We start from the raw sequence: 13411 nt of genomic DNA, 5'->3' as shown, positions 1-13411 counted from the left end.
TTCATGGATATTATAAAAGAAGTCGAAAAACTTATTGAAAAAAAGCGAAACGAGCTAACTCAAATCAGTGATCAAATATGGGAATATGCAGAAACGAGGTTTGAAGAGTATAAGTCGGCACAGCTGATCTGCGACATGTTAGAAAAAGAAGAGTTTACGCTTCGTACACATATTGCCAACCTTGAAACAGGTTTTATTGGAAGCTACGGGCACGGTTATCCGATCATCGCTATTCTCGGTGAGTACGATGCGCTTACCGGGCTGAGTCAAAGAGATAAATGTGCAGTAGCAGATCCACTCAAAAAAAACGGAAATGGCCATGGGTGTGGACATAACCTACTTGGTGTAGGCTCACTAGCAGCTGCACTTGCTGTCAAAGAATATTTAAAAGAAAAAAATGTTCCGGGGACCGTTCGATACTATGGATGTCCAGCCGAAGAAAGTGGTTACGGAAAGACGTATATGGTACGAGAAGGATTTTTTCAAGATGTAGACGTCGCGTTTTCATGGCATCCGGCTACCGTTAATGGTGTTATGCACACGTCATCGAATGCGGTTATGCAAGCAACTTTTAAATTTAAAGGAAGAAGCAGTCATGCAGCTGCTAGTCCTCATCTTGGCAGAAGCGCTTTAGACGCTGTAGAGTTGATGAATATTGGTGTAAATTATATGCGTGAACATATGATAGATGAAGCGCGCGTACACTATGCCATTACAAATAGCGGAGGCATCTCTCCTAATGTTGTTCAAGCAGAAGCGGAAGTGATGTACTTAATTCGTGCTCCGAAGCCATCTCAAGTAAAAGAACTTTATGAACGGGTTGTGAAAATTGCAAAGGGAGCGGCTTTAATGACTGAAACACAAATGGAACAGCAAATTCAAGGAGCCTGCGCTAACCTAATTCCAAATCAAACAATGGAGCAGCTGATGCATAAGCAAATGATGCAGATAAATTTGGCTGAAGTGAAACAAGAAGAAATAGCTTTTGCCAAAGCTATTTACGAGTCTACATCCGCTGAAGATAAAGAAGCAGCAAAAAAACAAGTGGGTTCACTGCTAGACAGAGCTTTAGCGGATCATCCAGTCTTCAACCAAATTGCTCCTATGTCTAAAAATGTTTCCTTCATGACAGGATCAACTGATGTCGCAGACGTTAGCTGGAATGTTCCAACTGCACAGTGCGTGACCGCAACGTGGGCTTATGCTACCCCGTTTCATACATGGCAAGCTGTTGCTCAAGGGAAAACGGAGTATGCCCATGATGCAATGTTATTGGCTGGAAAAGCCATCGCGGCTACGGCAATTGAAATGATAGAAAATCAAGAGCTGATTAGTCAAGCGAAACAAGAGCTGGAGGATAGGCTAGAAGGGGAAAGCTATGAATGTCTTGTGCCTTCGCATATACAGCCACCTAATTACTCAGAAAGTGAGGAGGAAGACTACAGCGTGGTATAAAAAACGAGGCGGGGAAAAACGTATTTTCGTGTAAGGAAGATCCGAACGATGAATCGTTCGGATTTTTTTATTGTTAGGTTGAACGCAGGTTTCATTTATCCCGTTTGTTCTTCCTTAGATTGGATCGATGTAGTTATGGCTCAATCTCTTTTTTTGTTTTCATTAAAAATAAATGGTTAAAAATATATCTCTTTGCTGAACCTAACCCTATCTAATTGTTTAGGAAAAGAGGTAAAAAAACATGAGAGCATATAAAGTAGAAAAAGATGGGTCAATTTCAACTTCACTAAAAGGAAAATCAGTTTTATCCACTTCTTATTTAAATAAAGGTTCTGCCTTTACTGAAGAAGAAAGAGAAAACCTTCATCTGCAGGGACTTCTTCCTCCAACGGTTTTAACGTTAGAAGAACAGGTGAAGAGAGCATATGAGCAGTTCAAGAAAGCACCGAATGATCTTCAAAAAAATAATTCGTTGAATGATCTACATAACCGAAACGTCGTCTTATTTTATCGTTTATTAACCGATCATTTAAGTGAAATGCTTCCTATTATTTACACGCCTACTGTAGGTCAATCCATTCAAGAATACAGCCATGAATACCACCGTCCTGACGGACTATATTTATCTGTAAATGAAGCGGATCGATTAAGTGATGCGATTGAAAACTTAGGACTCGACAGCGAAGATATTGATTTGCTTGTTGTAACGGATTCAGAAAGTATTCTCGGCATTGGGGATTGGGGTGTAGGAGGGATAAATATTGCAGTTGGAAAGTTAGCGGTCTACACAGCTGCAGCAGGAATTGACCCAAGCCGCGTACTGCCTGTTGTTCTCGACATGGGGACCAATAACAAAAAGCTTCTTGAAGATCCTTTGTATTTAGGAAATCGTCATGAACGAGTAAAAGGAGAAGACTATAATCGTTTTATTGCTCAATTTGTAAAAGAAATAACGACCAAGTTTCCTAAAGCGCTTCTTCATTGGGAGGATCTTGGGAATATTAACGCGCGTCACATTATGAAAGAATACGGCGATAAAATTTTAACGTTTAATGATGATATTCAAGGAACGGGAGTAATTACTCTTGCAGCCGTTTTAACAGCAGTGCGTATTACAGGAACGCCTTTAAAAGATCAGAGGGTTGTTGTATTTGGACCGGGATCTGCTGGAATTGGGAATGCTGATCGTATTCATAGTGCGATGATGCTTGAAGGGCTGTCTGAAGAAGAAGCATATGATCGTTTTTGGGCATATGATTACAGAGGTCTGTTAACCGAAGATATGGAAGATTTAGCTCCTTTTCAACAGCCGTATGTTCGCCAAAATGAAGAGATTAAAGAATGGGAAAAAGATAATGAAAATAAAATTTCACTGTTGGAGCTTGTCAAGCAAGTGAAGCCAACGATTTTAATTGGAACGTCAGGCGTCACGGATGCTTTTACCGAAGAAATTATTAAAGAAATGGCAAAGCATGTAGAGCGCCCGGTGATTATGCCGCTTTCAAACCCAACTAAACTTGCTGAAGCTGTTCCGGAAAATATTATAAAATGGACGGAAGGAAAAGCCCTTATTGCAACGGGAAGTCCATTTGAACCCGTTGAATATAACGGGCACACTTATGAAATCGGACAGGCTAATAATGCGTTTGTATTTCCGGGCCTTGGTTTAGGTGCAATTGTGGTTCGCGCTCAAAAGTTTACTGAATCTATGTTTGCAGAAGCAGCCAATGCAGTAGCGCGTATAGCAGAAACAGATACAAAAGGAGATACGCTTCTTCCCAACATTAAAGATCTTCAAAAAGTATCAAAGGCGGTTGCTGTAGCAGTTGCCGATGCTGCTGTAAAAGATAACGTAGCAACTGTTGCCGAGCAAAATGTAAATGAACTTGTAGAAGCAGCGGTATGGCAGCCTGTTTATAAACCGGTTAAGGCAAAAAATGAATGAGGTGAATGATAAATGAGCATAGGTCAAATTTTTCTCATTCTCGCGCCTATCTTTTTTGTCATTTTGCTTGGTTATTTAGCAGGGCACTTTAAAAAATTTGATAAGCAAACGTCTAAGGGGCTCAACACATTAGTAACGAAGTTTGCGCTTCCTGCACACCTATTTGTAGGTGTAACGACAACGCCAAGAAAAACACTCATAGACGAATGGCCGTTTTTAGTAGCGCTGATTTTAGGAATCGTCGGGTTTTATCTCATTATATTGCTCGTCGTGAAGTATGCAGGGAAGCATACGTTAACTGCCTCTTCTATGTTTGCCCTAAACTCAGCTCAGCCAACGTTTGCTTTTATGGGCATCCCAGTACTCGGAGGATTGTTCGGTGCAGGCGCAGTAGCGATTCCAATTGCCATAACAGGAATCGTGGTGAATGCGATTTTAGATCCGCTGGCAACGATTTTAGGAACCGTTGGACAACGGGGGCGAAAAGAAGGGGAAGAGAAAACAAGTTTATTTAAAGTAACGGTTCATTCCATTTTGCATGGTTTATCTGAGCCTTTGGCATGTGTACCGTTAATTGGGGTGATTTTAACGCTTTGCGGCTTTCAGTCACCTAAACTTTTACAGGATATGCTTGATCAAATCGGAAGTATCACATCGGGAGCGGCTTTGTTTGCGGTAGGAGTAACGATTGGAATTGGAAAAATTAACTTCAGTAAAGGCGCGCTTGGGATAGCTGTCTTAAAAGTGGCGGTTCAACCCATCGTTATGCTCGGAATTGCAGTATGGATAGGGCTGTCTTCAGATGAAGTGACAAAAGCTATTTTACTGGTAGCTTTTCCTGGGTCTGCTGTAGCTGCGATGATTGCTTTGCGGTTTGAAAGTTTGGAAAACGAAACCGCATCTGCTTTTGTCATTAGTGCTATTTTATCGTTGATTACGCTGCCGCTTCTTATTTCTTGGCTTATGTAAATAAAAAAACGAAAGAGGAGAATTCCTCTTTCGTTTTAAGCCGGATTAATAAGCTAATGCAAATAATCCTTTGATATGAGATAAGTAACGAACGTTACTTGCTTCTTTCATAAGTGATGCTGGTAAACCTTTTAATTGCGTTTTGTTTCCGCCGATTGTACCAATTGCATCTTTGCGTCCAAGACTTCCTAGTGTACCAGAGAAGACAGGAACGAATGATTCCATTGCTCCGCCGCGAATAGCTACTGCTAAGTTCACGCCTACAACTTCACCCATTTGCCAAGCTAATTGAGCAGTAGGTGGGTAAGGGCGACCTTCTGGACCCATTACAACCGCTGAGTCACCAGCAAGGAATACATCTTTATGAGATGTAGATTGTAAGAATTCATTTACAAGTGCACGACCGCGGTTTACTTCGATACCTGAGTTAGCAACTACAGAGTTACCTTGAACTCCGCCAGTCCATACCATTGTTTTTGTTTCAATTTTGCTGCCGTCTTTAAGTTCAACAGTTGTAGCATCCATTTTTGTTACAGGTGTACCAGTAACAAATGTAACGCCACGTTTTGTTAAGCTTGATTGAGCGCGCTCTACTAATTCAGCAGGGAAGCCTGGAAGAACTGTAGGAGCTGCTTCTACACAGTATAGAGAAATTTCTTTTGGATCAACACCGTGTTTTAGACATAGGCTTGGCATTAAGTCAGCGTATTCACCAACAAGTTCGATACCTGTTAATCCGCCACCGCCAACTACGATTGTACCGTCAGCTTTATTTTTTGTTTTGCTGTATTCAGCGATACAAGCTTCTACGTGTGCACGTAAACGGTTTGCATCATTTACTGATTTAAGAACGAAGCTGTGCTCTTCTAAACCAGGGATACCGAAGTAAGCAGTTTCACTACCTAACGCTGTAACAAGGTAGTCGTAGCTTAATTTTGTACCATCTTCAAGAGATACTTCACGTTGATCTGGTGAGATTTCTTTTACCGTTGCAATTTTTAAATCAACGTTGTAGTTTTTAAGTAATTTATCAAGTGGTAAAGCTACCGCTTGTTCAGAAACGCCGCCTACAGCTAGACGGTGTAATTCTGTAATGATTTGGTGAGTAGCAAAACGGTTCACTACTGTAATTTTTGCTTCATCCGCACTTAGGTGTTGGCGAGCTGTCATTGCAGTTAATAAACCACCGTAACCGCCGCCTAAAATTAAAATATGTTTTGACATAGTCGATCCTCCGTCCACACTTTTTAATGAAAATTATTTTTGTTTTTCGTTTGTAATGTCTAAATACGCTTGTGCAAAGCGGAATAGTTTTTGAGCTTGTGGATCTTTAAGCATGCGTAATAAACCGAATAAACCGATTGAATTAGAAGCATTTGCTTCTGCACGATCGTTTGCTTCGATTGCAGTAGCTGCAAGACCTTTTACTGTTCCTTCTACTGGCTCGATAAATTCTTTTACTCCACCAAGTAGATCTTCTTTTAATACGTCGTCAGTTAATAATGATTGCGCAACGTCGTAAGTTTTTGTAAGCACCGTTACCATTTCAGATAATTTTGGTAAATTATCTACAAGAACAGTAAGAGCTTCTTGTACTTCAGGCTTTAACAATTGATCTAACACATCCGCTTGACCTTTGTTAACTGCCGCTTCTGTTTGTACAGCAGCATTTTCCTCTGCAGCTGATTTTTGAATAGTTGATTGAGACATGAAAAGTCCTCCTTTGCTGGATACTGTTGCATATGTAGTTCCTAGTTATCTGCTAGACTTTCAAACTACATTGTGAAGTTGTGAAATCTTGCACATAATTCTATTTTAATTTTAATACGAGATAAAATCAACTCATTTTGTTGAAAAAATAAGTGAAGAACCTCGTAACCCTTTGTTTAATAAAAGTTTATAAAAAATAAAGCGAATAATTGCCTAGGTAAATAAAATTAAAATAGGGAACTAACATGATTCCTCTTCCTACGATAAAACAAATAACGTCATATTTCAACACATAGGAACTTAATATTCTATAAGTATTAAAAAGATAGGGCGCATTTACTATTTAAAGAGTTTTCAAAAAATTACATTGACTTACTATAGTGTTCTACATATAATCATAATATAACATCTTATGTAAGGAGATATAACATGGTTATAGTGGATGAACTTTATCATAATGTGGTCATTACATTGCCTCAATTAAAATTAATTGAATTTATAATGAAGTTAAAAGAAGCTAAAGCACAAGAAATAGAAGATATAAAAACGAAAATTAGTAAATACGAAGAGAAGAAACGTGCTGAAGAAGCTTGGTATCAATCACTATCACCGTTTCGTAAATTTTTTACCGGGCGTCCTTTAAGTCAGCATCAAGCGGTCGAGTATATGGTATACGTAAAGGAACGCTTTAAAAAAATTGATCACCTTAAAGCACAAATGCGAGAACTTCATGAAGTTCTTGAATTAATAAAAGCGGAAAATGAAGAAACAAGTGAAATTACGCTTTCGCCTGCTATTGTACAAGAAATAAAACGATTAAAAAGCAGTGGAGGCGTTGGGATATGAGTGTTAATGAACTAAGTTTAGGGATAAATACAACGTGGGTCGTGTTAACAGCGGCGATGATTTTGTTAATGGAAGGCGGCTTTGCCTTGCTAGAGGCAGGTTTTGTCCGCTATAAAAATAGCGTGAATATTATTATGAAAGTATTCGCTGATATTACAATAGGAACGCTTTGTTTCTATTTAATTGGTTTTGGATTAATGTACGGTGATGATTTAGGTGGAGTTGTCGGTAAAAGCGGTTTTGCGCTCTCAGGTAATTTATCGCACCTTGACATTCCAATTGGGCTTGAAACGTTTTGGCTGTTTCAATGTGCGTTTGTTATTGCGGTCATTTCTATCGTTTCTGGAGCGGTGGCAGAACGAATTAATTTCCGCGCATATCTTTTATATGCGATTTTGATGACTACATTTATTTATCCTATAGCTGGCCACTGGATTTGGGGAGGCGGATGGATTAGTAAGTTAGGGATGCTTGATTTTGCCGGTTCGGCAGTTATCCATGCTCTTGGCGGTTTTTCAGCTTTAGCAGCTGCAATAATGATTGGACCGAGAAAAGGGAAGTTCACGAAAAATGGAATTAGTTCTGTTTCTCTTCCAAGCAATTTGCCGCTTGCATCAGTGGGTGCTTTTTTATTATGGTTTGGATGGTTCGGGTTTAATGCAGGAAGTACGCTAAGTGCCACTGACGTTAGAATTGGTCACATTGCTATTGTCACAATGTTATCAGCAGCAGCAGGCGGAGCAGCTACTTTATTTTATACTTTATTTCGCTACAACCGTTCAGATGCACCTTCTGTAATAAATGGATCGCTTGCTGGACTGGTTGGCATTACGGCCGGGTGCGCTTTTGTTAACACACCATCTGCTATTTTTATTGGAGCTGTATCTGGCTTATTAATGATGGCAGCTACAAACTGGCTCGAAGCACGTCAAATCGACGATCCTGTAGGAGCTTTTCCTGTACACGCTGCTTCGGGAATATGGGGCACGTTGGCTGTGGGCTTGTTTTCTACAGACGGCGGTGTGTTTACAGGAGGAGGCTGGACGTTACTTGGCGTTCAACTTCTTGGGTTAATCGCTCTATGCGCTTGGGGATTTGTTACGACGTGGATAGGGTTAAAGGTTATTTCCTTGGTGGTTCCGCTTCGATCTACGGAAGAAGAAGAAGAAGTGGGCTTAGATATCAGCTACCACGGTATCATGGCAGCTCATCAAGCTCCTGAATTTATTGAATATGAAAACTACTATGCGGAAGTAAAAGAAAAAGCCGCAGATTCGTAATAAAAGGCCGCGCTTTATAACAAAAGGGCGGCCTTTTTATGTGGAAAAAATAGATGTAAAATACTTGGTTTAAATGATTGAAAAGTCAGAATATTTGTGTTATATTATAAAAAAGCCAAGGAGTTGATTTCTTATGAAAAAGAATTTACTTAATTCACCGCAAAAATCCAACGGAAAGGTGCTTGATGCATTATTCGCTGAGATGATTTTAGACAAGGCGATTGCAGAATTTCGTAAAGCACAGCTAAAAGAAGAAATCGACCGCACGCTATTGATGAAAAATAAAGAAGAGTTTTTAAAACTCTCATCAGAACTTAAACAAATTTCTTAATTACTTACTATACTTCACACACCATCTATTTTTAGGTGGTGTGTTTTATTTTTGAGACCTACTAAAAGGGATTAATTAGTAATAATTATGAATATATTCCTATTTAAAACTTTATTTACATTAATTGTATCGACTTCTTTTATGGATTTTTTTAACATAAACAAGAATTAAAGAGGAGGGGTTTGATTGGGACATCTATTATTAGTAGATAGCTTGATTGCAGGTATTGTTTGCATTGTGTTAGGAATTTTATTTAGAGCTCATAAAACAAGCAAATTTTTGTATGGCATAGGGATTGTGTTTGGTCTTATTTTTGTCATCGGGACGGTCACTCATTCTCCATCTAATACAGAAACTTCATCAGTTACAGCTGAGAAAGTAGAAGCAAATCAAAAAGACAGTAAAGACACGTCAGAACTTAAAGCTCTCGTTACTAAGGGAATGACAGATAAGGAATTTCAAAAAGAAAAAGAGAAAGCCGCTTTTCAACAGTCAGACTTAATTGCGTTAGGTAACGGAGAAGTCGGATATGTGATCAAAGCTGAAGACGGTTACGTTGTAGCTGATACGAATGGCGAAACCATTTCAAGCGTTGAAACGTTTAAAACGGCTGATGAAGTAGAACAGTATGAATTAAATGAAGTTAAAAAAGTACATAAAGATGTAAGAGCAGTTGATGCTCATTATACGGCTTCAGATTTAGAAAGCTTAGAAGATTTTGATCAAAAAATTAATGAAGTGCTGAAGCGCGTTAATCTTACAAAAAAGGAGTTTAATGAACTAAAATTAAAGGATGTTAAAACATTAACTTCTCATGAAATAGAAGTAATGAAGGCTATACGTGACTCTGTTTCTCCCCTTACAAAAGATACGCTGCTGCAAAAAACGATCCCTGCTAAAGATATTGAAAAGTATGTAGATGGATCTTATACAGCAGTGGGAGGATATGTAGCTAAAGCTGAAGATGTTCATGATATTACTTCGTACAAAGATTTTGTTGAAAGCTTACGTTTAGATTACACCGATGGTTCAGGCAAAAGGCCGTTTCCTGAAGAAGGATCGACGTACGGTGTAATCAAATTTAAATCGCAAGCGATAAGCCAAGTTGATATTCCCTACGGAACTGTGTTCGGAGGAAAAACAACAGACGGACCTCCATGTACGCTTAATGGGTTTACAGGATCTCGAAACGGGGAAACCGTTCCAGAGTTCAAATTTGATAACTATTATCCACCAGCAAACGGAGCGGAACTATACCAAGTGGTAAATGGGGAAGAAGTACTTTTAGCTACCTATGTGGCAGAAGAGAAACGATTTGTACCAGCAGTTGCTAACCCAATGTAAAGGACTGGTTTTTTGTGATTCGAAAAGGTTTGTATGCAGCATATAATGAACGAGATTATGAATGTTATGAAACGGAAAACGGGTGTGTAAAGCTAATTAGCTATGATGAAGGCGATGTAGCAAACGGATTCATTCCATACAATGACACGACTTTTACAAAAGAAGTTCCTCGTGATGCTGTTGAAGAAGTGTTTTTTGTAGCTCCGTATGCTACTTATCAAAATGAAACGTTTGGTGTGTCAGATGCTTCTAATCATCGAGTGCTTTTGACCACATCTGAAAAAGAAAAAGCTGATAAATATCATTTTCAACGTACGGATAAATATCTATACGAAAAACATGTGTTAAGAGAAGAAGTGAAGTTAATGGAGAAAAAAACTCCTTATTCATAAGACGCCATAATAAAAAGAGGATGCACTCGCATCCTCTTTTTATTTAATTAATTTTCTTGAAGTGTTTCTGTTCGTATTATCATTTGTACGAAGGAAGGTAATGCCAAGACCGATTAATCCTCCTACAATAGCAGGAACTACCCAGCCGAGACCCACTCCATACATAGGCAGAATCGATGTAAACAGATCGTTTACTGCCGCAATTTTGAATCCAGCAGCATTTAAGCCATCAAATAAACTAACGATAAACGTGAACAGAAGGCTTACTTGGTAAACTTCAGAACGGCCTTTAAATAAAGGATGTAAGAATGTTAAAGCAATTAACACAATAGCTAACGGATAAATAGCTGTTAAGACCGGAACCGAAATAGCGATTAATTCCGTTAAACCAAAGTTCGCTACAACGGCGCTGAATGCTGATAAAATAACAGCAATTAATTTATAAGAAACCCTTGGAAACAGCTTATGGAAGAAAGATGAACAAGATGTTACAAGGCCTACACTTGTTGTTAAACAAGCAACGGTAATCATCAGACCTAAAAGAATTCCTCCGTAAGAGCCAAAATAGTAATTTGATACTTCAGCCAAAACCGTACCTCCGTTATCAAGACGTCCAAGCTCTGATACGCTTGAAGCACCCATATAGGACAATGCACTATAAATAAGAGCTAAAATAACGGCAGCGATAGCCGTAGCTTTTGCACAAATTGTGATGATTTGTCGGTTAGTTTTTGCTCCTTTTTCTTTAATTGCATTAATAATAATGATTCCAAAAACAAATGATGCTAGTGTATCCATTGTTAAGTAGCCTTCTTGGAAGCCTTTAAAAAATGCGTGTGTTGTATAAGCTTCGCTTGGTGCTTCAAATTTTCCAATTGGGTTCACGACGGCTACAACTACCAATATTCCAATAAACGTTAATTTAATAGGTGTTAAAACTTTTCCTACTAAATCGACAATTTTCGCAGGGTTTAGCGAAAAAAAACAGGTAATAGTAAAGAAAATTACCGTGAAAATGATAAGGGGAAGGTGCCCTGAATTTTCTGATAAAAAAGGCTTAACGCCGATTTCGAACGAAACGCTTCCCGTTCTCGGCATCGCAAAAAGCGGTCCGATTGCCAAGTATAAAATTGTAGTAAAGATAATACCGAAAGCTGGATGTACGCGACTAGCTAAAGACTGCAGATCCTCTTTTCCGGAAAAACCAAATGCGAGAACACCTAGAAGAGGTAGACCTACACCCGTTACTAAAAATCCAGCGTTTGCTGACCAAATATTGCTTCCAGCAGACTGACCTAACATTGCAGGGAAGATTAAATTACCTGCGCCGAAGAATAGGGCAAAAAGCATAAAGCCAATAACCACTATAAATGAAAAAGGAACTTTGTTTGACACATTAAAACCTCCAAAATTATAAATGCTTTTTATTATCGTGTTGAATAATTAAAATTTTCAGAATTTTATATTCGAATAATAAAAATAAACATGTATCGTATTATACTAACCTAAAATGCATATTTCAATATAAAATTTTATTTTTTTAATTTATTCGCTGAAATAGCAAAAATAGAAAAATACTTAGCAAAAAAATCTCAATATACAACAATTATTTGATATGATAAAACAGAACCGTGGCTTTTAAAAATTCGCATGTGCGGCCTTACATCCTTTTAGTAAAGAATTGTTTACACAAGGTGCTTTGAGGATGTATATTTATACACGGTTCGCGGAACCGCATATGCTCGATGGATGAAAGTCAACTGTGCGAAAGGAGCAAGAAAGTGAAAAGGTTAGGTCTAGCAACTCAGATTCTAATTGGACTGATTTTAGGGGTAGCTGTAGGTGCTATTTTTTATGGAAGCGATACAGCCATTTCTATTTTACAGCCGGTTGGAGACATATTTATTCATTTAATTAAGATGATTGTCGTACCGATCGTGATTTCAGCATTAATCGTAGCGGTCGCAGGAGTAGGCGATATCAAAAAATTAGGTAAGCTTGGCGGAAAAACAATTCTTTATTTTGAAGTTGTTACAACCATTGCTATTGTAGTGGGGATTATTGCCGCGAACTTATTCCACCCTGGTGCAGGGGTTGATATGGGACATATTGAAAAAAGTGATATTTCTCAATATGAGGCAACGGCAAAAACGTCTGAAAGTACAGGGATTGCTCAAGAGCTTCTTCATATTGTTCCGACAAACGTCTTTCAATCGGTAGCAGAAGGCGATCTTTTACCAATCATTTTATTTTCCGTACTGTTTGGTGTAGGCGTAGCTTCGATTGGAGAGAGAGGAAAACCTGTTTTAGCCTTTTTTGAAGGCGTCTTGGATGCAATGTTTTGGGTAACTAATTTGGTGATGAAATTTGCTCCAGTAGGTGTATTTGCACTTATTGGTGTTAATATTATAAAGTTTGGTGTCGGATCACTTATTCCATTAGGAAAATTAGTGTTCGCCGTTTACTTCACCATGATTTTCTTTGTGCTTGTGGTTCTTGGGATTATTGCTAAAATGGCTGGAACAAGCATGTTTACGCTGATAAAAGTGTTAAAAGACGAGCTGCTTCTTGCTTTTACAACGGCAAGTTCAGAAGCCGTTTTACCATCTCTTATCAAAAAGATGGAAGACTTCGGTTGTTCTAAATCGGTTACATCGTTTGTTATTCCAACGGGCTACACGTTTAACTTAGATGGTTCAACCATTTATCAGGCGCTGGCATCGCTGTTTATTGCTCAAATGTACGGCATCGACCTTTCCATTATGGATCAAATTCAGCTCCTTCTTGTGCTAATGTTAACCTCAAAAGGAATGGCTGGTGTACCAGGGGCATCGTTTGTAGTTGTACTTGCTACACTTGAATCTATGGGCTTCCCTCTTGAAGGCATGGCATTTATTGCAGGAATTGACCGCATTCTTGATATGATGCGTACCACAGTTAACGTAGTAGGAAATGCTTTAGCTGCTATTGTAATGTCCAAGTCTGAAGGCGAGTTTGATAAGCAAAAATCATTAAATTACACAAATGAATTAAAGAAATCAAACATAGCTTAAAACAAAAAAGCCGGGCAGCTGCCCGGCTTTTTTGTTTGGAGCTGCCTGTTATCTTTTTTGAAACATATGGTAAAATAAAAGAAATG

General features: G+C 38.6%; 12 protein-coding genes. 9 read left to right on the top strand and 3 right to left on the bottom strand.

Annotated features, from left to right (window positions below; all coding sequences use genetic code 11):
• Positions 1–3 precede the first annotated feature (3 nt).
• The 3 genes from MKY06_RS13475 (at position 4) to MKY06_RS13465 (ending at position 4369) form a co-directional block, all read left to right on the top strand.
• On the top strand, positions 4–1455 hold the full coding sequence (locus MKY06_RS13475; protein WP_029322146.1) for a M20 family metallopeptidase: 1452 nt from the start codon (positions 4–6) through the stop codon (positions 1453–1455).
• A gap of 241 nt (positions 1456–1696) precedes the next feature.
• Positions 1697–3400 (top strand): NAD-dependent malic enzyme, encoded by a 1704-nt coding sequence (locus MKY06_RS13470; protein ID WP_057273290.1) that lies wholly within the window; start codon positions 1697–1699, stop codon positions 3398–3400.
• 12 nt (positions 3401–3412) lie between these two features.
• Positions 3413–4369 (top strand): AEC family transporter, encoded by a 957-nt coding sequence (locus MKY06_RS13465; protein ID WP_013057329.1) that lies wholly within the window; start codon positions 3413–3415, stop codon positions 4367–4369.
• Between the two features lie 45 nt (positions 4370–4414).
• Here the strand turns inward: MKY06_RS13465 and MKY06_RS13460 are convergent, their stop codons facing one another.
• Together MKY06_RS13460 and MKY06_RS13455 are read right to left on the bottom strand one after the other, a co-directional pair.
• A complete protein-coding gene (locus MKY06_RS13460) occupies positions 4415–5593 on the bottom strand; it encodes an NAD(P)/FAD-dependent oxidoreductase (RefSeq protein ID WP_013057328.1) in 1179 nt (392 codons plus the stop codon).
• A 33-nt stretch (positions 5594–5626) separates the two neighbouring features.
• The gene (locus tag MKY06_RS13455; protein ID WP_013057327.1) at positions 5627–6079 is read right to left on the bottom strand and encodes a DUF1641 domain-containing protein; all 453 of its coding nucleotides are present in this window, start codon (positions 6077–6079) and stop codon (positions 5627–5629) included.
• A 429-nt stretch (positions 6080–6508) separates the two neighbouring features.
• Between MKY06_RS13455 and MKY06_RS13450 the strand changes: the two genes are divergently transcribed.
• From MKY06_RS13450 to MKY06_RS13430, 5 genes are all read left to right on the top strand, one after another.
• Complete coding sequence (locus tag MKY06_RS13450; protein WP_013057326.1) at positions 6509–6925, top strand: hypothetical protein; 417 nt, start codon at positions 6509–6511, stop codon at positions 6923–6925.
• Positions 6922–8205, top strand: coding sequence for an ammonium transporter (locus tag MKY06_RS13445; RefSeq protein ID WP_025751686.1), 1284 nt, complete (start codon positions 6922–6924; stop codon positions 8203–8205). The genes MKY06_RS13450 and MKY06_RS13445 overlap by 4 nt, the downstream gene beginning before the upstream one ends.
• Before the next feature lie 133 nt (positions 8206–8338).
• Positions 8339–8536: an IDEAL domain-containing protein gene (locus MKY06_RS13440; protein ID WP_013057324.1), complete on the top strand. Its 198-nt coding sequence runs from the start codon at positions 8339–8341 to the stop codon at positions 8534–8536.
• A gap of 186 nt (positions 8537–8722) precedes the next feature.
• Positions 8723–9880, top strand: a complete 1158-nt coding sequence (locus MKY06_RS13435; RefSeq protein ID WP_340960812.1) for a hypothetical protein — start codon at positions 8723–8725, stop codon at positions 9878–9880.
• Between the two features lie 14 nt (positions 9881–9894).
• Positions 9895–10272 (top strand): hypothetical protein, encoded by a 378-nt coding sequence (locus MKY06_RS13430; protein ID WP_013057322.1) that lies wholly within the window; start codon positions 9895–9897, stop codon positions 10270–10272.
• 39 nt (positions 10273–10311) lie between these two features.
• Here the strand turns inward: MKY06_RS13430 and brnQ are convergent, their stop codons facing one another.
• Positions 10312–11667 carry a branched-chain amino acid transport system II carrier protein gene (brnQ, locus tag MKY06_RS13425; protein WP_013057321.1) on the bottom strand — a complete coding sequence of 452 codons (1356 nt, stop codon included), beginning with the start codon at positions 11665–11667 and terminating at the stop codon, positions 10312–10314.
• Between the two features lie 386 nt (positions 11668–12053).
• Here brnQ and MKY06_RS13420 point away from each other — a divergent pair, with 386 nt between their 5' ends.
• Positions 12054–13325, top strand: coding sequence for a cation:dicarboxylate symporter family transporter (locus tag MKY06_RS13420; RefSeq protein WP_029322137.1), 1272 nt, complete (start codon positions 12054–12056; stop codon positions 13323–13325).
• Positions 13326–13411 lie beyond the last annotated feature (86 nt).

This window comes from Priestia sp. FSL P4-0332 (assembly GCF_038005845.1).
Classification (GTDB): domain Bacteria; phylum Bacillota; class Bacilli; order Bacillales; family Bacillaceae_H; genus Priestia.
This window is presented reverse-complemented; position numbering and strand designations above follow the sequence as displayed.

What these genes read in the sequence shown, in the direction of transcription:
- MKY06_RS13475 (WP_029322146.1), top strand. Translation starts at nt 4, where the DNA reads ATGGATATTATAAAAGAAGTCGAAAAACTTATTGAAAAAAAGCGAAAC.
- MKY06_RS13470 (WP_057273290.1), top strand. Translation starts at nt 1,697, where the DNA reads ATGAGAGCATATAAAGTAGAAAAAGATGGGTCAATTTCAACTTCACTA.
- MKY06_RS13465 (WP_013057329.1), top strand. Translation starts at nt 3,413, where the DNA reads ATGAGCATAGGTCAAATTTTTCTCATTCTCGCGCCTATCTTTTTTGTC.
- MKY06_RS13460 (WP_013057328.1), bottom strand. Translation starts at nt 5,593, where the DNA reads ATGTCAAAACATATTTTAATTTTAGGCGGCGGTTACGGTGGTTTATTA.
- MKY06_RS13455 (WP_013057327.1), bottom strand. Translation starts at nt 6,079, where the DNA reads ATGTCTCAATCAACTATTCAAAAATCAGCTGCAGAGGAAAATGCTGCT.
- MKY06_RS13450 (WP_013057326.1), top strand. Translation starts at nt 6,509, where the DNA reads ATGGTTATAGTGGATGAACTTTATCATAATGTGGTCATTACATTGCCT.
- MKY06_RS13445 (WP_025751686.1), top strand. Translation starts at nt 6,922, where the DNA reads ATGAGTGTTAATGAACTAAGTTTAGGGATAAATACAACGTGGGTCGTG.
- MKY06_RS13440 (WP_013057324.1), top strand. Translation starts at nt 8,339, where the DNA reads ATGAAAAAGAATTTACTTAATTCACCGCAAAAATCCAACGGAAAGGTG.